A 21,908-nucleotide genomic window follows, 5' to 3' on the forward strand; every position below is an offset into this window, starting at 1 on the left:
CACTGTGCGCGTCATTCATCGCGCAGACCACTTGCGCTGCGGCCGCAACTCCCGGCGCAGACCGATTACGGGCGGCATTCCTAATCGGGCGTTCAAAGTCAACTCATTCCTACGCTTTTCTTCGACTCCTCGCAGGATAAGCATCGCTGCTTCCCTCCATCTACGACGCACAAACGTCACCACACCGCGTTGCAGTGGCATTCACCAGGCGGGGTCCATGCGTTCCTTCGCGTTCAGCACTTGGGCCGTCGCATGCTCTTCACCAGGTTCGTAAACAGGGCTGTCCAAGCAGTTTTGCGCTCTCGTCCCCGAAGGGCGGCAGCAGGCAAGAGATAGCGGACATTCCCCGTTTCGCGGCCCCGCCAGGGGACGCTCACCGCGCGCGCGGATCTCTAGTTTCGTTCCTCCTCAACAATGCTGGGGCGTGTCCCCAGCGCCTTCCTGGCTCGCCGGCGCGGAGGCTATTGCGCAGGCTTTAAGCGCAGCCGTTGCGTGATCTTGGCACCGAATCCGACGTGGAAATCGGTCTTGCTGACCCACATCCGATGCAGAATGCATGCGAGTTTCCGCGCCACCGCGGCAATCGCGCACAGCATGCTCGACCGCCTGGCGATCCGCAGGCCCCATGCCCGCAGTGCCGACCATTTTCTGACCCGGAGCAGCAGGCTGGCAGCCGCCTCACAGAGCGCCTCTCGCACGGAGATATCGCCTTGTTTGCTGATATGGCCCTCAAAATCGATCGATGTTCCAGATTGGTGGCGCTTCGGCGTCAGGCCAAAATGGGCGCCCACCGTGCGTGATCGGGCAAAGCGATGAGGGTCATCAACGCCAACTTTGAAGGACAAGGCGACGACCGGACCGACGCCTGGAACCGTCATCAGACGGCGGCAAACGGGATCATGCTGGACCACCTGCAGCAGCACGCGATGCAGCCGTTCGTAGCCCTCGAGAAGCGCGCGGCGCACGTCCAGCATGACCTCGATGGACATCGCAAAGACCGGGTCGCAGTGCTCGATCAGCTCGCGGATCCGAGCTTCGTAAGCCCCCCGGGCGACCGCTCCGACGAGTAATCCATAGGCCCGCAGTGCCCCGCGAACATGGTTCTCGAGGTCGACCAATTTACGCTTGAGCAGCTTCCGGTTGGTCAACAACGTGCGCATTTTTTGCATGTCGATATTCTTGACATGGACGGCGCGGTACCAGCCCAGCCGCATCATCTGCGCGATGCCGCGCGCATCATTTCGATCGGTTTTGTTGCGCATTGTCGACAGTGAGACGCGCATGTGGCGCGCCTCCACGACAATGATTGGAAGCCCCGCTGACTGCAATTCGCGGTACAGCCAGATGCCTAGCGATGACGCCTCGACCCCCACCCTATCGAGGCGATCCGCGTAGCCCTCCAACGCGGAGCGGATCGCCTCTGGCTCGGTGTTGACCTTGACTTCGCGGACCGTGAGACCCTCGCTATCAACGATGCAAACGCTGGTTTCTTCAAGGCCGACGTCCAATCCAACATAGAGTTTCATCGGAGCTCTCCCTTGTGGCAACGACGCTCCAAGTCGTCGCACCAGACTCCGGATTCGGCCACGATCGCGTTATCCCCGTGCACCGGTATCTCGAAGCCCGATTTGAAGAGCCGTCCTGCCGTCGTGGTCTCCCGGTCGCCGGATCCCGAAAGAGCCGCCGCGACCTGGCAGTTGAATTGCGAAGCCCCCACTGCTTCCGAGCGCTTGCGATAGCGATCGTTACCCGAAGGGCCGAGACACCCGAAGGGTGGCTCGGTGAGGAGCGAAGCGACAAGTAGAGCGCGGGCCGAAGGCATCGCCCATACGCCATCAGCTTGCGAACCCGTACACTTGGTCATTGCGATCCTCCCGAATCCAATCGAGGGACGAACACGCCAATAGATCGGGGAACCATGGGCGAAACATTGGGCGCCGAAATTGCGGTCGTAACACCGCTTGATGGCATGCGCGCCAGCAACCGATCGCGCGTTTTCATGGGAGCGGGTCGCGTGACGAATAGCGTCGCAGCTGCTGCTGACTGTCCGCTGGACGTCCACCTCGGCCGCAGTTCGATGGCAAGCAGATTGGCAAGCTTTGCGACATATGCTCGCGTCTCGTCTGGCAAAGGGCCACCTGCGAGATGTTCTTCATAGCGAGCAGGTCCCGCGTTGTACGCAGCAAACGCGCCGGGCGAGCCATAGCGATCAAGCAGTTCGCGCAAGTAAGCCGTGCCGGCCAGAATGTTGTCGTGCGGGTCGTAAGGGTCGTTCCCGAGATTGTAGCGCTCGCGAAGTTCCGCCCAAGTCGCCGGTATGATTTGCATCAAGCCCATTGCGCCTTTGGGCGACTTGGCGTGCAGGTCTCCAGCGCTTTCGACGTTGATGACCGAACCGATCCAGTTCATCGGAATTGCAAAACGCTTCGAGGCTTCGTCGACGAAAGCTGCAAACGGGTTGCTTGCCTGATCGACCGCTTGAGCCGACGCCGACCCGCTCTCCGCTAGAGCACCATTGTCCCACGCAGCGAAAATAAGCAGCAGCGACACGACAGCCCAAACACGCACGCCCGACCGAGCCAAGCTTGCCGTCGTGCTCGCGCCCGTCCAGGGTAAAGCCGCTTCGCGCCGGCCATGCGGCCGCCCTGGACTGCCGCGGCGCACGTCGGCCCTGCAAGCGTTGGTCGGGACGGAGGAATGGCGCAGCACTCGGCCGAACAGAGGAATAGCTGTTCGGAAACTCAGTACGGGCAACATCAATCCTCCCAGGTCCACACCGGTAGCACCCGGCCAATAACAGCCGATGTCGGCAAGAGCCCGAAATAACGGCCATCCAGCGAGCTGGTGGACTGCCAGTTCATGACGAAGAGTTCGCCGTCACGGACGACCCGGCAGCCCTGCCATTTCGGCAGCGGCCTGCCTCGTCTGTCGCGATCCTTCGCCTCGCCCACCGCGACGTCGTCGACCGAAATCGTGAGGCCGGTTCTGCAAACACTCTGCCCCGGAAGAGCAAGCACGCGCTTCAGCATGGGGACGCCAATGGGCAAATAGCCGTTAAGGTCGAGGAAGGTCGCGAGCGGCTCCGGCGGCTGCACGGCGACCAATTCAGTGACCTGGAAATGGTCCGCTGATCGGAGGCGGTAGAGACCGATCGGCACGCTTGGAGATGCGTTCCAGATGTAACGCGGAAGCGGCTTTAGGACGATCGTCGCAATGAGCGCAGCAGCAGTTCCAAACAGCGCGATGAGTATCTTCAGGGAGCCTGTCATCGCATCACCCTTTGACGATGGAGCCAGGCCTGATGGCGCGCTTTCGTGTAAGAGCGCGGGTTTTCGTTGACGGACAGGCGGTTGTGAACGTGATGCCAATGATCAGGCGCGACATTAGCGGGATCGATGCCAAGCGCTTCAATGGCATCGATCATTTGCAGCACGCGCTCGACCTTCGGCCAACCTGACAGGCGCAGCAGAATCTCACCGCCGGGCGTCACATACGGCACCGTCGAGCAGCGCTGTCCCGGTGCGACCGCGCGCAAGATGTCGATGCGAGAAATGATCGTGCCAAAGTCGTTGGAGGTCCATCGGACGAAGGCAAAGATACTTCCGGGCGCAAAAGACAGGACGCGCCGGTGGCGATCAAGCTTCCGTTCCTCGACGATACGACCGAACCGAATGCGGTTTTCGATGCGCTTCTCGAGCCACAACACTTCCACTTCCGTGAGGTCGCTCATGCCACGGCACCCCGACGCTGGAGCTGGCAGGCGTCAGCTTGGGGCGCGGTGGAGAGTGCGTGTGGCCTGCAAACGCAGGCCGGCCTCTCGGACTGCCGTTGCCGAGCGCCACCGACGCGGCTTTCGGCCTGGTCCGTTAGAAGAAATCCGAAGGATTTCCGGTTAGCCGGGGTACTGACCGGTGCCCCCTCGCCGGCGGTGCTGCTGCGAAAATGCCTCGCAACGATTCGCGAACGGAACGCATGGGGCGGTCTGGCGATCGGCGGTGGAGGCGAACGATGGACTTCTATGCAGGGCTTGACGTGTCGCTGGAGGCGACGAATATTTGCGTGGTGGACAGCGATGGCAACGTCGTTCGGGAGGCCAAACTCGAGACCGATCCGGACGCGATCGAGCTGTTGCTGGCGGAGTGGGGAATCCATCTCAAGCGCGTCGGGCTGGAGGCCTTCTCGTACAGCGCCTGGCTGTTCACGGCGCTCGCCGAAAAGGGCCTCCCCGTGACCTGCATCGAGACCCGGCACGCCAAGGCGGCGCTGAACGCGATGCTGAACAAGACCGATCGCAACGACGCCAGGGGCATCGCGCAAATGATGCGAACCGGCTGGTTCCGCGCGGTCCATGTCAAATCGGAGGGCGCGCAAACGCTGCGCGCGCTGCTGGTCGGGCGCAAGGCGTTGCTTGGCAAGGTGCTCGACATGGAGAATATGATCCGCGGCTTGCTCAAACCATTTGGCCTGAAGGTCGGCGAGATCTCGGTCGGGCGTTTTGCAGCCCGGGTGCGCGAGATCGTGGCCGGGAAGAAGGAATTGGAGGCCATCGTCACGCCGCTGCTGGACGCCCGCGGTGCGATGCGGCAGCAACTGGCCAAGCTGCAGCGCCTGGTGCTGGCGGCCGCACGCAGCGACGATGCGGTGCGGCAGATGATGACGGTGCCGGGCGTCGGCGCCCTCGTGGCGCTGACGTTCCGCGCCACCGTCGACGATCCGGCACGCTTCAGGAAGTCCACCAATGTCGGCGCCCATTTTGGCCTGACGCCACGGCGCTACCAGTCCGGGCAGACCGATCGGATCGGCAGCATCTCCAAATGCGGCGACGAGCTGACGCGGGCGATGCTGTACGAGGCGGCAATCGCGATCCTGACGCGCATTCCGAAGAACTTCAAACTCCGCTTGTGGGGCCTGCGGCTCGCCAGGAAGAAGGGTTTGAAGCGCGCGGCAACCGCCGTGGCGCGCGCGCTCGCCGTGCTGCTGCACAAGATCTGGACCAGTGGCACCACGTTCCGGTTTGGCGCCGGCGGCAGGCGCGGCCGGGTCGCTGCGGCGATGTAAGGGCCTCCGCGACCCGGCCGCTTCCACGCGCGCCTTTTCCTTCCGCCACGGCGGAGCGGCGTCTCCCGAGGAGACGGGGATTTGGGTGAGATCGCAACTTTTCTTGCCGGCGGCTTCATGACGACGTTTGAAGCCATCAAGCACGGCGCTGGTTAGCCTGACCGCCCTTTCCTCAAATTCCGGCTTGTGGTGGCCATCGTGCCAACCACGGATGTTAGCGAGTTCTCCTCGACGAGCGAGCGCCTGCAAAAGGACGTGACGCGCACCAGGCGATGATGTCGACGTCAGCGATCGCGCAGATTTGCGCGTGATCGCGTTGAAGCGCGTGCATTGGTGACAAGACTCGTATTGCAGCGAAGCTTTGCGCGTGAGAGAGTGGATGCATGCGGCATCGTCGTTGCACGCGCGGCCGACTTGTTCACAACGTACTGATTCACAACAAGAAGTTAGTGTCAGTATGTTAGTAAAGTTAGAGCGGCTGGAAAGCGCGGAGAAACAAGCTCTTAAGCTCGATTCCGGTCCCCGATAGCACGAGGATCGGGTCCCCGATAGCACGAGGGTTGCGGTCCCCGATAGCACGAGCTGATTCACAGGTTGTCCTCCGAATTTGGAATGAGACCTCGGCGGCGCAAGCGTGCCGTTAAGGGATCAACAGGCTGAGGGGCGAAGTTCAGTCTCTCGCTGCCGTTCCGGTCTCGCGTGAGCACGAGCTGATAGCCGGGCAATGTCTGGCGCTGGACGATCTGACGCACGTCGTACGCAAAATGCTTGAGCGGCGAGATGATGCCGGACTTGGCATGAAGGTGCACAAGATCAAAGCTCCAGCCGCCATCCTGGCGACCGCCATGCTTGCGCACGAGGCGATAGAGCCAGCGCTCAAGCCCGCCTGTGAGCTCGAAGTAGGCGCGATCGATCGTCAGCACGAGCGCATCATCGATGACGCCGGCATAGAACCAATCCGGCAGGATCAGCTCGATCCCAAATGGCCGACCGTTTGCATCGGCCGTCTCCTTCCATTCGTTGATCCAGGAGAAGCGATGCCGCCGCCGTTCTGCCGGCTGTCGGATCGACGTCAGCACGGTCGTTGACTGCAGTCTGTCAAGACCAGCTTTCAGCCGATCATAGTCGCGTGCGCTGGTGCCGCGGCCGACGAACGTTAGAATCTCGTATGGCGTTGCAGCCATGAGGCGCGACGTCTTCAAGCCGGCGTCACGGGCTTCGACGATCTGAGACGCGGCCCAGATCAGAACGTCTGCATCCCAGATGGTCGCCATGCCGTGTTCCGGCACGGCTTCGACACGAATCGCGATCGCACCCGCGCGGAAATCGATCGGCACAATCCGCTTGGTCTTTGCGAGGGAGAAGAACGGATATGCCATCAGATCCTGCGCGTCGCGCGGCGCGAGATCGCCGGGCAACGCCCGGAAGAGCTCAAGCTGATCGCGCTCGGAATGGTGTCTGCGCCGCATGGTCACTGCTCTCACGCGGCAATCAGCGACGTTCCTGACCCGCATACGGGCGCAGCGCGGGATGCTTCTTGGCCGGCAGCACCGTTCCCTTGCCGGGATCGGACGTCGACGTCTTGGCGCCGCGGTCGGCCCATGCTTTCAGATCATCGACGGCGTAGACAACGCGTCCGCCGATCTTCCGATACGTCGGTCCAGTACCGTACGTGCGGTGCTTCTCGAGCGTTCGACCGGACAGGCCAAGATAGCGCGCGGCCTCAGGTGTACGCAGGAAGCGCGGGGGAAGACCGGCCATCGGATCGGGCATTTGAGAACTCCAAGAGGACAGCGCACTACGCCTGGCTAGGTCGGCGTGTGTGCGGTCATCATGGAGAAGCGCGATATCGGAGGGGGATGCCGAATGTTGGGGGTACGATTTTCGATACCCCAAAAGCGGAAGGGCTATTCGTCCTTGTGCCCGGGCCGCAGAAGTTTGCGGTAACCACCACGCATCAACGCGAGGCCGCCTTGCACGAAGCGGATTGTTCGATTGCGCAGATCATGCGTCTTCCAGGCACGATCGGGGATGCGCTTTTTGCCGAACAGCGCTTCGGCGATAACGCGATAACTTCCGCCGGCGCTGCGAGCATCAAGCGCACGGATCGCGGCGCTCAAGCGTTCGCGCCGCTGTTTAGATAGTTGGTGAAAGGCAGGACCTGGCGCGCGTCCATTGATCGCGCGCCACAGCTGGCAGGCTGCATACGCACGCGCGTCGAAATCGCCGTCAAACGGCAAGTCGGCTGCGTATGACGCGCCGAGCAGCGGCGGCTCCTTGGACCAAACACGGTGATCTACCGCACCGATGCGAAGCACGGCATGCCAGCCGTCGACGGCGCGGCGCAGCTGGCCAACTGTAAGGTCAAGCAGAGGCTGAGACGCCGACCCGAGATCGGCCGTCGAGGCAACCGTCACCGGAACGACCGTGGCTAGAACCTCAGGCGCCCAAAAGATCGTCTGCTTGTCGAAAGACCTCTGCGGGTCATGGGCGAAAGCAGATGCCCCATTTCCTCCTGAATTCGTCAGTCACTTCGCCGTTCGGACTGTTGGCAATCATCACCTCGTACTCACGCCGATAGTCGGCGTTGCGGCGGAGACATTCCCAGGCGATGTCGGTGACTTCCGCGTCTTGCAGGCTCTTGTAGGATTCCGGCGACCGCCAGTCGAATTCAGGCATTGCTTCCGTCCCATTGCACGCTGCTAACAACGATTGCGGCGCAATAGGTATGAACGAGGCGGTTGTAGGAAGTCCCTAGTTTGGCACCACGTGGTGCACCGGACTGACCACCCGTCAGCAAAAGAAAATAGTTCTGCCTGCAAGTCGCCGGCCGGCTATTTTCTTCTACCTGGAGCCCGTGCCACGTAATAGGCGCCCCTGCTGGGTCACCCATTTGGCGCGGGCAAGATGACTCTGATATGCGCTCCGCGCGCGGTCCGGCTCTCGGTCGGGGTCCATATGCAAGACCACTCGAGCCACCTCACGCCAGTCCGCCCCCTCACCTTCGGCCTGCAGAAGGCGAACGTACGTGACGACATGCTGTTCGTCATAGGCCGTCAGCGCCGGCTCATTCGGCGCGACATCCACGACGTTAGGATCTAGCGGTCGCTTCGACATCAGAGACTACAATATCAGCGGGATCGAAAATCAAATCGCGAGGCGCCAGCTTGGCCGGCTCGAAAGTTCCTTGCTCGAGCATATGGCAATGCCACCTGCTCAGGCGAGCGTTCAAGATGCTGCATTCCCAACATATCAAAGCCCCGTACGTCACCTTAAACACCCAGCTCCGCGTATTATAACACGTAGCGCCAAAATACGCGATTGCTTCCTATCCTGCGGATGGACATTCGCAAGGTCTTTGGAGCAAACGCGCGTCGATTTCGACTGGCCCTTGGCTTGAGCCAAGAGGCCGTGGCGGAACGCATGGGCGTCGACCGGGCCTTCGTAAGCAGCATGGAGCGCGGGCTGCAAAACGCGACATTGCTAACGATCTGGCAGATTGCCCAAGCTTTGGGGGTACGGCCGGCAGATCTGCTGGAGGAGAAGGCGTCCAAAGTGCGGACCTGACCTTCCCGAGCCCCTCAGCTAGGCATCAATGAGCTAGCCGATGGTGCCGATCCATCGGCCGAGGAGGTTTTAGGAAGCCCCGCCCGGCGGACCGGACGGGGCTTGATGGGGCCTACTCGCCGGTCTTGCGCGGCCGCGACCAGAGCAGGGTGTAGCCTTCACCGCCTTCGTCGTCGAACAGGTTCGCGTAGATCGGCGCGTTGAAGGAAGGATCGTCGAGCTTGAGCGAGAGGTAGTCGCGGCCTTCCTCGGAACGCTTCGACCAGGCTGCGCCGATCTCCGCCCGGCCCACATAGATGCGGTGGCTGGGGGCGTTGTCATTGGAACGGTTGGTCTCGGCGACGATGCGGACGCCCTTGGCCTTCAGGCTCAGGGTGACGATCTCGCCCTGAAATTCGTTGCCGACCTTCTTGAAAGAACCGATGTTAGCCATGTCACTTCTCCTGTTGTGTTTCGAGCCCGCGACCACCGCGGCCTCGATGGCGATCTAGGGCCGAGGACGATCGGCGACGCACCCGCTCGGGCCGGAGCGCAGCGGAGGACGCCGTTGTGGCGACTTTCTTGTCTCGCGAGGAATGGGCGAAGCCCAGGGGAAGAAAGTCGCATCAACGGCGTTGCGGCTCAGACGATCGAGGCGAAGCCGGTCTTCGGCCAGATCAAGCCATCAACGAGGCCACGTGCGTCCGCGTGCTGAACCACAATCTTAAGGAGAAGCGTGGCGATCTCGGTTTTGATGAACAAGGGGTAGGTACGAATCAGCGCGGAAAGAGAAACAATCTCCTGCAAAGGGCGGCATCGTCTCCCAAGAACCGATCGAGATAAGATCGCTCTGCCGCGGCTGCGTGGGCCAAACCGCTTGTCAGCAGCTTGATCGAGGGATTCCGAGCAGGACGAGCTCTCCGCGCTCAGGTTTCGATCATCGCCCATTCAGCGCACGGATCTCGCCGCTGGGGCCTTGCTGCCGTAAGAACTGGCTAGGATGGACTCCCTCAAACCCACCAAATTGCCTAGAAATAAGGACTTTTCCGTCGGCGCCGGAATTTCTTTGTACCAACGAATGGTACCTTCTCGATCGGCGTGGAGCCAATCTTTCGAGATCGACAAGTTCGGCCTTTTTCAGACACGGTGCCTACGTCGCACGACAAGTCAATCGGATCGGCAATTGAGATCAAAAATTTCGATATCGAGCACCGGCGGTCTCGTCAGATCAGCTTCCGGCCCGATGGGCCTCAAACGTCGTAACGTTGGGATGATGTAGCCCGAGAAATCCTGGTAAGCACTTACAATTTGCGATACCGGTCTTCCTCCGAGTTCCAGCGCGTCGTAGTCCAGCCGAACCAAACGTCCTTCTGCATCGAAAAATAACTTCTGTTGGAGCGGATAAATGGAGGACGTTTCGGAAAAATCGACGTGCATCAGGCGAAGTGGCTGTGAGCCACCGTTGACAGGTGGCGGATCCTCTTCGCGTATCGACGCCGCTGTTTCCAGAAGGTAGGGCATAGCTACAAGGGCCCACACGGAATATCCGCAGAACTGAGTGAGATCCAGAACATCCCAAGATCCATTCGAAGCGCGTCTCCTCCAGTCGTCGAAAGAACGGCGCTCCACCCGGATCGCTTGACCGTCCTCGTTTTCGATGCCGACCTTTCTCTGATCACAGAAGAGACGATCATTAGTCGCATCAAAGCCCATAATACGGACCGAACGCTCGCGGATGTCAGCCTCGACCACCACTTCCTTCAATGAGCTTTCTTGATGTTTTTGTTCGACAAGCAAACCGCTCATCGTCATGTGAACGGTAAACCCACGCAGGTTGCGCCACCGGTCGGCGCCGCCAGACGCCGACAAGACCTGCTCTAGCAGGCTCATTCCACTCCTCCCTGTTGCGGCACACTCAAGAGCGGATAGCCAACGTGGGCAAGCTGGTCGCGCTTCAGTCGTCGTGACCCTACTGTGACGGCCCGAAAGGTCGCCTTCAAGCAAGGTACCCATCATCTTCACAACTCTTCGCGAATCTTCACGGGTGTGTCGGGCGCAACTTTTCCTTCTGCCCGTCCGCCCCTCGACGCTCATGCGAACGTCAAGCGAGGTGCGCGTTACCGCCGCGCAGTCGGACCGTTCCCGCCAGCGGCCGCCTTTTGCGCTCTTTCGGCCAGCAGCGATCGTGCGAGCGTAAGGTCAGGGACCGGGCTCGCATCGAGGAAACGATCGCACACGCCTTCGAGGAGCGCCCGGTCGAACTCACCGGAGTATCGCTCATCGAGGCAGGTCCTGTCGATGGCAGCGCGGAGTTCAAAAGTAAGCGACGAGTGGGTACGTGCCAATGCCAGTGATTTTGCGAGGCTGTCTATCGCATCGGCATATCTTGCTCTGCCAAGAGCAGCGAGCGCGATTCCTCTTACTCGAAGAATTTCAGGCGTGTACCAAGAACCTCCCCCTTCTGCGTCTTGCTTGAGAACAGAATCGATGATCGCTAAGGCTTCGCTATTCTCTCCGCCGGCCACCAAGGCCTCGGCCAGGCCAGTCGCGACCGTGGTGGCCATCAGTTGGTGACGATGACCGCGGAGGTGCTCCAGGCCCTCTCGCATGCACGCGATGCCTCCGTCTTTATCGCCGTCTGCCATTAGCAACCTACCCGCCAACCCTCGAGCAGCGGCAAGGAATGGGATCAGCGAGCTCCTTTCGCTTTGGGCTTGCAATTCATCTGTGATCTGCCACGCCACGTCGTGATCGCCCGCCCAGTGGAAGACCCATGCCGAAAACATCAACGACATGCAAAGAGTGACCGGATGACCTATTTTCCGGCCTTGGTTCACGGCTTCATGCGCCACCGAAACGGCTTTCGAGGCCGAACCTCGAAGCCAGTAGACGCGGGCAAGCGTACCGAGACTGCGGGTATAGTTATCGTACCCGTATTGCAGCAGTTTTGGGTCTTGAGAGCGCGTGATTCCATATGCAGCCTCGCAGTGAACTTGCGCCTTCGCTTGATCGCCGGCCAGATGATATGCCGCACCAAGCATCGCCTCCGACAACGACAGGTACCCGGGGTCGGCCAGCTTTTCAGTGGCTGAATGAAACTTTGCTGCCTGCGTCAATGCGCTTTGAAAGTCGCCCACCCGGGCCGAGAAAAGCTGGAGACCGCTGAGAATCCGAAGCTTGTAGCTTGTGTCGTTGACGGCCTCGGACAAATCGAGGGCCTTCATCAAAGCACTATGTGTCGCCGATTTCTCTCCGTCAGTAAACATGCGCGACAGCGCGAGTGCCGTCCAAAGCTCCAGTGCGTACCGGCTTGGCTCGGTCTGGGGCCCGACGATAGCGACTCCTCGTTCGGCCCATTCGCGACACTCTATCAACAAGGACATATCGAGGAACAGGCGGGTAGCGCTCGCGGCGATCCGGAGTTTGTCGACAAACGCTTCGTCCGATGAAAACGCGAATTCGAGTGCTGTCCTGATGTTCGAAACGGCTTCCTCCCGATCAACGTCATAGACTGACGATGAGTGGGTTCGGGAAGAGAGTTTTTCGATGCGATCGCAATAATAATCGGCGTGGCGAACCGCGATTTCGTGGGCCTCTCCACTTTCGATCAAATGATGACGCAACCGCGCGCGCGTGGTGTCGAGCAGGCGATACCGCAGATCGGAACCGTTCACGACCACCGCTATCAACGATTTGGCCACTAGCGCAGAGAATTCCTCGAGCAAGCCGTTCGCAGCGACGGCATTCGCATCGATGACGACGCGTCGGGCCGCCTCGAACGAGAACGGCCCCGTGAAGACCGACAGACGCCGGAGGACCACCCGCTCGTTCTCCGCAAGAAGCCTATAGCTCCAGTCGATCGTTGCGCTAAGGGTTCTATGCCTCGGGACAGCCGTCCGTTTCCCCGAAAGGTGTAGGGCCATATCGCTGTCCAATAGGCTGGCGATACCTGTGATTCCGAAGGCGTCGACACGCCCGGCGACGAGTTCCAAGGCAAGCGCGATACCATCCAGCCGGCGGCATATGGCGGCGATCGTGGGAACGTCCGACTCGGCGATGTCCGGTGCCACTCCACGTGTGCTTAGTCGCCCGACAAAGAGGCGAGCGGCAGGGTACTCAAGCAACTCGGTGGCGGTCATGCCCGAAACATCCGGGGGGCATTCAAGGGGCTGCAGGCGGTGAACGCATTCGCCATCCGCCCTCAAGGATTCGCGGCTCGTCGCCAAAAGGTGGACGTCCGGGCAGCGCCGCAAGATTGCTTCGGCGAGTCCCGCCGCGGCTTCGGCGACGTGCTCGCAACCGTCGAGGACGATTAGGGTCCGCTTCCGGCTTAGCGCTGCCAACAGAGACTCGAGCAGATCACTCGACTTCGTGGAAACATTGGTCGATGACGCGACCGCAAACGCCACAGACTGCGGATCGCCGAGCAAACCTAGATCGACGAAGCAGACGCCATCCGCGAAGGTGTCGGAAAGCGAATGCGCCACCGATATTGCAGTTGTCGTCTTGCCGACGCCGCCGGACCCAACGATCGACACGAAGCGCTGTGCAATCAGTTGGGATGCGATCGCCTTGATCGCGCTTTCTCGGCCGACGATTTCAGCCGGCATGACGGGCAACCGAGACCGGAACGGTTCGCTGTTGACCGAAACGGGCGCGGCGGCCATGGCGGTCACCGCAAATGCGAAGCAGTAACCTCGCCCTGACACATTGGTGATATATTTTACGTTCGACCCATCCCCTTCGAGTGCCTTTCTCAAGGCACTGACGTGCACCCGCAAGCTGCTCTCGTCCACGTGCACGCCGGGCCAAACGCGATCGAAAAGCTCCCTTTTTGTAATTACCTGCTGCGGGCGCTCGAGCAATGCGAGCAGAATATCAAAGGCGCGTGCCCCGAGAGCGACCGCCACGCCATCTTTCTCCAACTTGCGCTGGCTCGGTATCAGCCTAAAAGGGCCGAACGTGACGGTTTCAGCGTCGAAGTTCCCGTTCTCCGGTGATTGCCGCAACTCGCCGCTGTTCATCATGAGCGGTGGATTATCAGATAAATGGCGGTTCCTCGAACCGTCACGCGATTGTGTTCTGGTCGGTCGCTTAGTGGAGGCGATCGATACAGATTGGCAAGTGGGCGCCTCCGGAGAGGTCTGGCGCGTCATGCACCTTGTCGGGACGCTTCCGGATAGTATTGGGGAGCTTCCCTACGATCGAACATGCCGTAGTCCCGGACCACGCGGACCTGCCGCAAACGCCCGTCCGACGGGAGTTTTGCCGATGCGGCGAAGGCGGCGGCGGCGTCTTTCGACTTCCACAACATCATCAGGACGACGTCGCCCGGCGTGAGAACGGCATCTAAGATCTCCCACTTAAGCAAGCCGCCGGCATCGGGATTCAGGGCGACGTGATCGGCAATCGCCGGTACGTCCGATGTTTCGATGGAGCCGTTTGGCCATTTTGCGTCGACGAACGTGACCGTAGTTCCTTCGCCGATCTCGGTTTCGTCGAGACGTTGCTCGGCGATCCTGTGCCCTGCGGGCACATGGGTGTCCCGCGTGATCTCTCCAACCCGGAGATGATAATCGAGCAGAATCGCCGACCGTCCCCTCTCTTGGGCGAGATGGTGCCGCTGTGCGGTCCGCCATCGCACGACGGATTTCTCGTCCCGCCATCCGGAGAGCGACAGGAGCCAGCCCGGCCGGGTGAGGCTCTTGTAGCGGACGTTCTCGATGAAGCCCTCGATCTGCTCCAACTCCGGCCGCAGCATTTTGGCGACGCCGAGGTAGCCGTCCCACTGGTCCGGTTTGGGATGAACTTCGAAGATCACTGAGAACATCGTCGTTTCCTCTTGGTTTTTCGCTCCGCCGCCGGGAACGTCCAACGGGCGGGTATCGTCAGATCGGCTTTCCGGAACGATCCTGAGCAGCCTCCGATTTGGCAGCTGCCTTATCCCCAGAGCCGAAATTGCGGATAAAGGTGTAGAAGGCCGGAGTGAACAGTAGGCCGAAGATCGTGACGCCGATCATTCCGGCGAAGACGGCGGTGCCTATGGACTGGCGCATCTCGGATCCGGCGCCGGTGGCGACCGCGAGGGGAAAGACGCCGAGAATGAACGCGGCTGAAGTCATGAGGATCGGGCGGAGTCGGATGCGGGCCGCTTCCGTCGCAGCCTGCTCGGCCGTATCGCCGTCATGGTCCTGTCGCTGCCTGGCGAACTCCACGATCAGGATCGCGTTCTTCGCGGCCAGGCCCACCAGGACGACGAAGCCGATCTGCGCGAGGATGTCGATCGGCATGCCGCGGAACGCCAGGCCCGTCGCCGAGGCCAGCAGACACATCGGCACGATCAGCACGATGGCCAACGGCATCTTCCAGCTTTCGTATTGTGCGGCCAGGACCAGGAAGACAAAGAGAGCCGACGCAGCAAAGATCACGATCGTCGGAATGCCCTGCTTTTCCTGCTGATGGGAAAGCTCCGTCCACTCCATCGCGAAGCCCGCCGGCAGCACCTCCTTTGCGAGGGCTTCCATCCGCGCGGCGGCGGTGCCGGACGCCACGCCGGGTGCCGCGGTGCCCAGAACGTCTGCCGCTGGATAAAGGTTGTAGCGCGGCTGGCGATAGGGCGCAGTTTCGTCCTGGAAGTCGGCCACCGATCCGATCGGCACCATCGAGCCGCTCGCGTTGCGCGACTTGAGCCGGCCGATGTCCGCAGGCGTTTTGCGGAAGGCTTCGTCGGCCTGGGCGAGCACTTCGTAGGTGCGTCCGAGATAGTTGAAGTCGTTCACGTACCGCGAGCCGAGGTAGAGCTGGAGGGTGGAAAACACGTTTTCCGGCTTGAGACCTACCTTCTCCGCCTTTTCGCGGTCGATGCCGGCGAAGAGAGAGGGGGCTCCCGCGTTGTAGAGCGTGAAGACGCCGGCGAATGCCGGATCCTTGTTGGCTGCGGCGACCAGCGTGTTGGTGGCATCCGCCAGCTCCTGCGCCGTGTGGTCGCCCCGGTCTTCGACCATCAGCTTGAAGCCGCCGGCGGAGCCCAACCCTTGCACGGGGGGCGGGTTCACCACGATCACTACCGCGTCCTTGATGCCGGCCAATGCGGCGCGGACCTTCGGCAGCATGGTCGCGGCGTTGACGCCTGGGATGTGGTGTCCGTACAGCGATGGCAGACCGTAGAAGATGGTTCCGACGTTGGGTGCGATGGTCGACGTTGTGACGTCGAGGCCGGCCACCGGAGAGGTATGTGTGGGACCCGGCACCTCCTTCAGGATGATGTCGTTGACTTCGCGTACCACCGCGTCCGTCCTCTGAAGGCTGGAGCCCGGCGGGAGGAAGATGATGACGGCTTGATAGCCGATGTCCTGGCTCGGGATGAAGCCGGTCGGCATCCGCGACATCTGGAAGCCCGTCAGGCCGATCAGAGTGAGATAGACGACGCCGACGATGGCGCTCGCCCTGATGATGCGGCCCGTCACCCGTCCGTAGCTCGAAGATGCCCACTCGAAGCCGGCATTGAAGCGCGCGAACGCGGCCTGCACCAGACGCCCGATCCCGCGCGGCTTGGCGTGTGCGTCGTGGCTCTTCAGCAGCACCGCGCACAGTGCCGGGCTCAGCGTGAGCGAAACGATGACGGATATGATTGTCGATGCGGCGATGGTCGCGGCGAACTGCGTGAAGAACAGACCGGAAATGCCGCTGATGAAGGCAGAGGGAATGAAGACAGCACAAAGGGTCAGCGCGATCGCAATGAGGGCGGCGGAGACCTCGTCCATGGTCTTATGGGCGGCTTCGCGCGGCGACATGCCCATCGCCATGTTCCGCTCGACGTTCTCGACGACCACGATGGCGTCGTCGACCACGATGCCGACTGCCAGGATCAACCCGAACATGGACAGGTTGTTGATGGAGATCCCGAAAAGCGCGAGGACCGTGAAACAGCCGATCAGGGAGACGGGAATGGCCACCACCGGGATGATCGTGGCACGCCATGTCTGCAGGAACAGGAAGACCACCCCGATCACCAGGGCGATGGCGATGAAGATCGTCTTGACTACCTCGTCGATCGACTGGCTCACGAAGGTGGTCGGATCGTAGATACGGATGTAGTCAAGGCCCGGGGGGAAGCTCTTCTTGAGCTCGGCCATCTTGTCCCAGATCGCGTGCTCGACCTGTACGACGTTGGCGCCCGGCGTGGCCTTGGGAAACCAGGGCGTGGACGGATACTTGTCCGCATAGGCGATCGACCCGTAGTCCGCCGAGCCGAGTTCGACGCGGCCGATGTCGTGGATCCGGGTCACGCGCCCCTGGCTGTCCGACTTGACGATGATGTTGCCGAACTGCTCGGGTGTGGTGAGCCGGCCGAGCGCCCGAACGTTGATCTGATAGGCGGCGTCGGTGGTGAGCGGAGGCGCGTTGAGCACGCCGGCCGAGACCTGGGCGTTCTGGGTGCGCAAGGCGGTCAGAACGTCGTCGGCGCCGATGCCGTCGGCAGCCGCCTTGTCCGGATCGATCCAGATTCGCATCGCGTAGTCGCGTTGGCCGAATATCTGGAAATCTGACACGCCTGGCAGGCGTGCGATCTCGTCGCGGATCTTGAGCATATAATTGGACATGTATTCGGGGCTGCGGGAGCCGTCCGGCGAATACACGTGGACGCCGAGCAGGAGCGCATCGATCGTCTTCTTGACCTGGACGCCCTGTGCCTGGACCTCCTGCGGCAGGCGCGACAGCGTGTCCTGGACGCGGTTTTGCGTCAGGACCAGGTCCGTGTTCGGGTCAGAGCCGATCTTGAAGACGACGGAGATCGCGAGCGCGCCGTTTCCGGTGGACTGGCTCGAAATGTAGTCCATGTTCTCGACGCCGTTGATCGCCTGTTCGAGCGGGGTCGCGACGGTGCGGGCCACCACGTCAGCCGACGCGCCGGGATAGACGGTGGTGATCTGGATGGTCGGCGGGACGATGTCCGGATATTGCGACACCGGAAGCAGGAAAGCGGCGGCGGCGCCGAACACGGTCAGGAAGATGCTGATGACGGCTGCGAACCGCGGGTGTTCGATGAAAAAATGTGAGAGTTTCATGGCGGTTCAGCCTTGTCCGTGAAGCGGTTATTTCGAGCGGTTCGTGGTGTTTCGGGAGCGCTCGGAAAGAGCAGTGACGTTCACACGAACGCCACTTGTTGTGTTGAAACGCGACCATTCCATCCCGGTGCGCGGTGGTTGCGCGCCAAGGCCGCCGTTCGATCGGAAGCTAGCCCTCGCAGCATCCTCTCGAGGGCAGCGACATCGACGCCATCCGCCTGCATCAATCCTTGAGTCAGGCTGTCCCCCAGCAGGTCGTCGATCGTCGGTTCGTCGAAGCAGACGCTCATGGCTGACGGCCTTCAGTTGGCGGCCAAATGGTTCGACTTGGTCTCGGTCATCACCTTGGCGCCAGCCTTGGCCTTCGGAATGCCCTCGATGATGACGCGATCGGACGACATCAAGCCCGAGCTGATCACGCGCAGTCCGTCCCGCAGTTCGCCAAGCTGGACCTTCTTCGGCGTGACGACGCCGTCGGCGCCGACGGTCAGGACGACGTGATCGGACTGGTCCGGCAGCACAGCGGCATCGGGGACGAGCAAAGAGGGCGCGGGCTTCGAGATCGCGACGCGAACCCTGGCGAATGCGCCCGGGGTCAGCAGGCCGTCGACGTTCTTGACGGTAGCGCGAGCATGAATCGTTCCGCTCGACCGGTCGAGCGTGTTGTCGACGAAATCGAGCGTGCCATCGCGATTGAAGTCGCCGCCGTTGACCGACACGTCAACCTTCTCGGCCAGGGATCCCTCCTGTTGTGTGCGCTCCCGCAGGAAGGCGGCGTAGTCGGATTCGCTCATGTCGAAGTTGAGATAGACGTTGCCGACCGACACGATCGTTGCGAGCAAGGTGGTCGGGCTGGTCGATGCCCGGCTGCCAGCCACCAGGTTGCCGATCGAGACGAGGTGGCTGCCGATGCGGCCGTTGAAGGGGGCCACGACGCGCGAATGATCGAGGTCGAACTGCGCATCGCGAACCGCCGCCTCCGCGGCATCGAGAGCGGCCTGCGAGGCAAGTTTCTGGGCCAGGCGCTGGTCGGCGTTCTCGATCGTTCCGAAGCCGCTCTGCTTTAGGGTGTCGGCGCGGCCCAGTTGCTGGATCGCGAGCTGAAGCTGCGCGCGAGCCGTCTCCACCTGTGCCTTCGCCTGGTCAAGCTTGATCTGATATGGGGTCGGGTCGATCTCGAAGAGCACGTCGCCTTCGTGGACGATGTCGCCGTCCTTGAAGCTGATCTTGGTCAACGTGCCGCCGACCTGGGGGCGCAGTTCGACCTGCTGCACCGCCGAGAACTGCCCCAAGAACTGCAGCCGCTTCTCGAGACTGCGTTCCGAGGGAGCGCTGACGGTGACCGTCGGCGCTACCGGCGCCGCCGCCTTCGCTGAAGGGGCGAGATATCCGGGCCCGAAGACGACACCCGCGCCGAAGACACCCAGTGCTGCAACTGTGGCGAGCCAGACCTTGATGTGGGCTTTGCGGCGGGAGCGGGATTCAAGGACTTGCGTTTCGACTGCGACTTCCGACATCTTGATCTCCGTTGTCTATCTATCAGTAGATGTATTAACTGTAGAGGCGGAATATGCCGCTTGTCAATGCCTATCTATCGATAGACAGAAGAGCTTATGTCCGCGTCCAACCGGCTGATCCGATTGGTGTTCTTCGAGACCAAGACGCCGTTCTGCGTTCATCCGAGCCGGATTGTCAGATCCGTCATTGGCCCATGTGCGTGTCTTGCGGCCTCCGCTACGCGGCGGCAGCGCCAAGCCCGCGGCGGCGTTCCCACGAACTTGTTGAATGTTCTCGTGAGGTGCGATTGATCGGCCAATCCGCATTCCCGGGCGATCTCGGCGATGGACTGGCGCGTCGTCGCCAGAAGGTGTTTGGCGAGCTCGATCCGCGAAACCAGGACGAAGTCGGAAAACGGCATCCCTTCGCTCGCCTTGAAGGCTCGCGAGAAATAACTCGGGCTGAGATTGACGATCCGGGCCACGGTCCCGATCCGCAGGCGTGCATGCAGATTCTCGCCGATGAATCTGCGGGCGCGCAGCAGTTGCCAGTTCGCTAGGTGGCCGTTCTTGCCGTAGGTTTTCCCTCGGTGGCCGACGATCCTGCAGGCGTCCTCGATCCGCTGCCGCGCGCCAGGCACGTCCCGGTCCAGAAGCTTCAAAGCCTCTTCGAGCAGAGCAGCCGCTGCGGCTTGCCTAGTTTGGTCGCCGGGTTGGATAGCGGTAAGTGCGTCGGACATCCTCCAACCTTTCGAATTTCGGTTGCGGGCCGAGGATGACGCTTTGCCGGCGCGGAGCCAGTTGTGATGCGTGAACGTCCGTAAAGTTTCGCTATGGTGTTGGTACGGATAGCTTTTTCCGGCCTTGCAGCCGTCGGTGGGCGCCTCGTGGTCGCTGAGGCGCCCAGCAATCGATAGCGCGACATCCCGTCCTCGGTTTCGCGACGGCATGATGTCGGCAGAAACGAAGCATAGAGTGGCGCACGCTGCGAAAGCCCCAGATGTCAGCTTTCCGTGCACCGCGCTTCGGAGGGGCGCTTCTGACGACGAGTCCGGCGAGCCCACCTTGGCCGGCAGTTCCTATGCACGCGGGAGCCTCGGAGCGCAGACACAAGCCGCGCTTCGACGAGGTTCAGACACCGGATTGAGACCGGCAGACCTTGATGGTTGCGAGATCGTACGTCGCGATGTCGTCCAAAGCCGTCGACACGACCATCCCCCCGGTGATGGTCGCCAGCAGCTCGGCTGCCTCGTCCGGAACGAGACCGCCGCCGATCAGCTTGTCCAGGCACATCTGGAAGAAGCGCCTCACCTCCGCAGCGACCTCCTCCGGCAAGCCCAGTGAGCCGGCTCCCAGCACGGTCACCGGGCACATGCGCTCGGCTGAACGGACGGTACCCCTGAACGCGTCCGTCAATACCTCTTGGGGGTGGGCACCGCCGGCAAGTCCTCTATCGAATTTCGTGCTGAGGCGGTCCGCATATCTGTGCACGACCGCTGCAGCGAGCTTCTCTTTCGTGGGGAAATGATAGTGCACGCTCGAACTCTTGATGCCAACGTCATCCGCGATTTCCCGGAAGCTAAAGCCGTTGAAGCCGCCGCCGCGCATCCGAAGCTCGGCCGCGTCCATAATGGCCTCTGCGATGGTGCTCATGGCACACTCCAATCTATCTTTCGATAGGTAGATATATATGGTCCCGGGCATCGTCGCAAGCGATTTGTCTATCAACCGATAGAGACCGCAAGAAACGCCTCCCAGCAGCGATGTGAACGTGCGCGTTAGCGCGGTCATCGCACGGTTCGTGACGGCTTGGCCGTTCAAATCGGGCGTCAGGAGACAAGAACCTTGTCACGTCCTGGGCTTCAATCCACTCCCAAGATGAAGCGATGGAAGACATGAAGCGTCTTCGGTGGCGATGGCATTGAACCCTCGCGCCGACGCCGACGCGCGCCAGCCACAACTGAAGCAGGCCGGATTTCGTTTTTACCCCTCGGAGGAGCAAGATGCTCGAGTTCACACATCGCAATCCGGAAATGAAGCTTGGCGAGAAGAGGCGCGTCGCTCTCGTCCTCGCCGACATTCAGAACGAATTCCTCGAAGAGAAGGAGTCGGGGACCTACTACGCGCTGATCGAGGATGCGCTGAAGAAGCGCGACGTCGTCGGCAACCTGAAGAGGCTCCTCAAGACGGCACAGGAGCTCGGCTACTTCATCATCCACTCGCCGCACTGGTACTACCCGACGGACCGGCAGTGGACGGTGCCGCCCGGAGCGATCGGTCACTATCTCGGCGGCATCGGCTTTTGCGGCCGCAAGGATCCGGTCGATCTCGAGGGCTTCGAGGGCTCGAGGGCGGACTACTACGAACCGTTCAAAGAAGTACCTGCTGGACGGGCACACCTGCAACACGTCGCCGCACAAGGTCTTCGGGTGCGAGTCGAACGACGTGATCAAGCAGCTGCGGATGCGCCGTGTCGAACAAGTGATCATGGCGGGCCCCGTCGCGAACATCTATCTCGAGTCGCACATGCGCGACGTCATCGAGGCAGGCTTCGAGGTCGCGATGGTCCGCGATGCGGTGGCCGCTGGCGTGAACGAGGAAGGCGACGGCTACGCAGCGGCGATGGTGAACTACCGCTTCATGGCGAATGCGGTCTGGACGACCGACGAAGCCGTGCAGCGCATGAAGGCCGTGGCCTGATCCCGAATCCTGCGAAATCGAAAATCTAAAAGAGAAAGAG

Annotated in this window: 24 protein-coding genes; 3 read left to right on the forward strand and 21 right to left on the reverse strand. The window is 61.4% G+C overall.

Annotated features, from left to right (window positions below; translation table 11 throughout):
• Nucleotides 1-461: 461 nt before the first annotated feature.
• From AC5ZFO_RS36645 to AC5ZFO_RS36665, 5 genes are all read right to left on the reverse strand, one after another.
• Nucleotides 462-1,526, reverse strand: a complete 1,065-nt coding sequence (locus AC5ZFO_RS36645) for an IS110 family RNA-guided transposase (protein WP_496123357.1) — start codon at nucleotides 1,524-1,526, stop codon at nucleotides 462-464.
• Nucleotides 1,523-1,864 carry a hypothetical protein gene (locus AC5ZFO_RS36650; RefSeq protein ID WP_496123358.1) on the reverse strand — a complete coding sequence of 114 codons (342 nt, stop codon included), beginning with the start codon at nucleotides 1,862-1,864 and terminating at the stop codon, nucleotides 1,523-1,525. The genes AC5ZFO_RS36645 and AC5ZFO_RS36650 overlap by 4 nt, the downstream gene beginning before the upstream one ends.
• Entirely contained in the window at nucleotides 1,861-2,550 is a 690-nt protein-coding gene (locus AC5ZFO_RS36655) for a lytic transglycosylase domain-containing protein (RefSeq protein WP_496123359.1), read from the reverse strand. Before AC5ZFO_RS36655 ends, AC5ZFO_RS36650 begins: the two co-directional genes overlap by 4 nt.
• 206 nt (nucleotides 2,551-2,756) lie before the next feature.
• Nucleotides 2,757-3,269, reverse strand: coding sequence for a S26 family signal peptidase (locus AC5ZFO_RS36660; RefSeq protein WP_496123360.1), 513 nt, complete (start codon nucleotides 3,267-3,269; stop codon nucleotides 2,757-2,759).
• On the reverse strand, nucleotides 3,266-3,730 hold the full coding sequence (locus AC5ZFO_RS36665) for a DUF2840 domain-containing protein (RefSeq protein ID WP_496123361.1): 465 nt from the start codon (nucleotides 3,728-3,730) through the stop codon (nucleotides 3,266-3,268). The genes AC5ZFO_RS36660 and AC5ZFO_RS36665 overlap by 4 nt, the downstream gene beginning before the upstream one ends.
• Before the next feature lie 278 nt (nucleotides 3,731-4,008).
• On the opposite strand from AC5ZFO_RS36665, the gene AC5ZFO_RS36670 reads away from it, so the two are divergent.
• The gene (locus AC5ZFO_RS36670) at nucleotides 4,009-5,058 is read left to right on the forward strand and encodes an IS110 family RNA-guided transposase (protein WP_496123362.1); all 1,050 of its coding nucleotides are present in this window, start codon (nucleotides 4,009-4,011) and stop codon (nucleotides 5,056-5,058) included.
• Nucleotides 5,059-5,645: 587 nt separating this feature from the next.
• On the opposite strand, the gene AC5ZFO_RS36675 is transcribed toward AC5ZFO_RS36670, so the two are convergent.
• The 5 genes from AC5ZFO_RS36675 to AC5ZFO_RS36695 all read right to left on the reverse strand — a co-directional run bounded on the left by AC5ZFO_RS36675 (nucleotide 5,646) and on the right by AC5ZFO_RS36695 (nucleotide 8,175).
• Nucleotides 5,646-6,527, reverse strand: coding sequence for a replication initiator protein A (locus AC5ZFO_RS36675; RefSeq protein WP_229162092.1), 882 nt, complete (start codon nucleotides 6,525-6,527; stop codon nucleotides 5,646-5,648).
• A 22-nt stretch (nucleotides 6,528-6,549) separates the two neighbouring features.
• The gene (locus AC5ZFO_RS36680; RefSeq protein WP_008561544.1) at nucleotides 6,550-6,831 is read right to left on the reverse strand and encodes a helix-turn-helix transcriptional regulator; all 282 of its coding nucleotides are present in this window, start codon (nucleotides 6,829-6,831) and stop codon (nucleotides 6,550-6,552) included.
• Nucleotides 6,832-6,965: 134 nt separating this feature from the next.
• On the reverse strand, nucleotides 6,966-7,475 hold the full coding sequence (locus AC5ZFO_RS36685; protein WP_496123363.1) for a DUF2285 domain-containing protein: 510 nt from the start codon (nucleotides 7,473-7,475) through the stop codon (nucleotides 6,966-6,968).
• Nucleotides 7,476-7,542: 67 nt separating this feature from the next.
• Complete coding sequence (locus AC5ZFO_RS36690; protein ID WP_271525174.1) at nucleotides 7,543-7,737, reverse strand: transcriptional regulator domain-containing protein; 195 nt, start codon at nucleotides 7,735-7,737, stop codon at nucleotides 7,543-7,545.
• A 165-nt stretch (nucleotides 7,738-7,902) separates the two neighbouring features.
• Nucleotides 7,903-8,175 (reverse strand): DUF2285 domain-containing protein, encoded by a 273-nt coding sequence (locus AC5ZFO_RS36695; RefSeq protein WP_496123364.1) that lies wholly within the window; start codon nucleotides 8,173-8,175, stop codon nucleotides 7,903-7,905.
• Between the two features lie 204 nt (nucleotides 8,176-8,379).
• On the opposite strand from AC5ZFO_RS36695, the gene AC5ZFO_RS36700 reads away from it, so the two are divergent.
• The gene (locus tag AC5ZFO_RS36700) at nucleotides 8,380-8,625 is read left to right on the forward strand and encodes a helix-turn-helix domain-containing protein (protein ID WP_496123365.1); all 246 of its coding nucleotides are present in this window, start codon (nucleotides 8,380-8,382) and stop codon (nucleotides 8,623-8,625) included.
• A 112-nt stretch (nucleotides 8,626-8,737) separates the two neighbouring features.
• Here AC5ZFO_RS36700 and AC5ZFO_RS36705 read toward each other — a convergent pair whose 3' ends face one another.
• The 11 genes from AC5ZFO_RS36705 to AC5ZFO_RS36755 all read right to left on the reverse strand — a co-directional run bounded on the left by AC5ZFO_RS36705 (nucleotide 8,738) and on the right by AC5ZFO_RS36755 (nucleotide 21,621).
• Nucleotides 8,738-9,058, reverse strand: a complete 321-nt coding sequence (locus AC5ZFO_RS36705) for a DUF736 domain-containing protein (RefSeq protein WP_006018714.1) — start codon at nucleotides 9,056-9,058, stop codon at nucleotides 8,738-8,740.
• A gap of 188 nt (nucleotides 9,059-9,246) precedes the next feature.
• Nucleotides 9,247-9,411 (reverse strand): hypothetical protein, encoded by a 165-nt coding sequence (locus AC5ZFO_RS36710; RefSeq protein ID WP_496123366.1) that lies wholly within the window; start codon nucleotides 9,409-9,411, stop codon nucleotides 9,247-9,249.
• A 360-nt stretch (nucleotides 9,412-9,771) separates the two neighbouring features.
• Complete coding sequence (locus AC5ZFO_RS36715; RefSeq protein WP_496123367.1) at nucleotides 9,772-10,494, reverse strand: hypothetical protein; 723 nt, start codon at nucleotides 10,492-10,494, stop codon at nucleotides 9,772-9,774.
• Between the two features lie 227 nt (nucleotides 10,495-10,721).
• Nucleotides 10,722-13,631, reverse strand: a complete 2,910-nt coding sequence (locus AC5ZFO_RS36720) for an ATP-binding protein (RefSeq protein ID WP_496123368.1) — start codon at nucleotides 13,629-13,631, stop codon at nucleotides 10,722-10,724.
• A gap of 125 nt (nucleotides 13,632-13,756) precedes the next feature.
• On the reverse strand, nucleotides 13,757-14,479 hold the full coding sequence (locus AC5ZFO_RS36725; RefSeq protein ID WP_496123369.1) for an antibiotic biosynthesis monooxygenase family protein: 723 nt from the start codon (nucleotides 14,477-14,479) through the stop codon (nucleotides 13,757-13,759).
• A 13-nt stretch (nucleotides 14,480-14,492) separates the two neighbouring features.
• Nucleotides 14,493-17,672, reverse strand: a complete 3,180-nt coding sequence (locus AC5ZFO_RS36730; RefSeq protein WP_496123370.1) for an efflux RND transporter permease subunit — start codon at nucleotides 17,670-17,672, stop codon at nucleotides 14,493-14,495.
• 80 nt (nucleotides 17,673-17,752) lie between these two features.
• Nucleotides 17,753-17,962, reverse strand: a complete 210-nt coding sequence (locus tag AC5ZFO_RS36735; protein WP_496123371.1) for a hypothetical protein — start codon at nucleotides 17,960-17,962, stop codon at nucleotides 17,753-17,755.
• A gap of 12 nt (nucleotides 17,963-17,974) precedes the next feature.
• Nucleotides 17,975-19,189 (reverse strand): efflux RND transporter periplasmic adaptor subunit, encoded by a 1,215-nt coding sequence (locus AC5ZFO_RS36740; RefSeq protein WP_496123372.1) that lies wholly within the window; start codon nucleotides 19,187-19,189, stop codon nucleotides 17,975-17,977.
• Between the two features lie 158 nt (nucleotides 19,190-19,347).
• On the reverse strand, nucleotides 19,348-19,908 hold the full coding sequence (locus AC5ZFO_RS36745; protein WP_496123373.1) for a helix-turn-helix domain-containing protein: 561 nt from the start codon (nucleotides 19,906-19,908) through the stop codon (nucleotides 19,348-19,350).
• Between the two features lie 391 nt (nucleotides 19,909-20,299).
• Nucleotides 20,300-20,959 carry a TetR/AcrR family transcriptional regulator gene (locus AC5ZFO_RS36750; protein ID WP_496123374.1) on the reverse strand — a complete coding sequence of 220 codons (660 nt, stop codon included), beginning with the start codon at nucleotides 20,957-20,959 and terminating at the stop codon, nucleotides 20,300-20,302.
• A 71-nt stretch (nucleotides 20,960-21,030) separates the two neighbouring features.
• A complete protein-coding gene (locus AC5ZFO_RS36755; protein WP_496123375.1) occupies nucleotides 21,031-21,621 on the reverse strand; it encodes a hypothetical protein in 591 nt (196 codons plus the stop codon).
• Between AC5ZFO_RS36755 and AC5ZFO_RS36760 the strand changes: the two genes are divergently transcribed.
• A complete protein-coding gene (locus AC5ZFO_RS36760; RefSeq protein ID WP_496123376.1) occupies nucleotides 21,614-21,868 on the forward strand; it encodes an isochorismatase family protein in 255 nt (84 codons plus the stop codon). The genes AC5ZFO_RS36755 and AC5ZFO_RS36760 overlap by 8 nt on opposite strands.
• Nucleotides 21,869-21,908 lie beyond the last annotated feature (40 nt).

This window comes from Bradyrhizobium sp. Unk1, assembly GCF_059512345.1.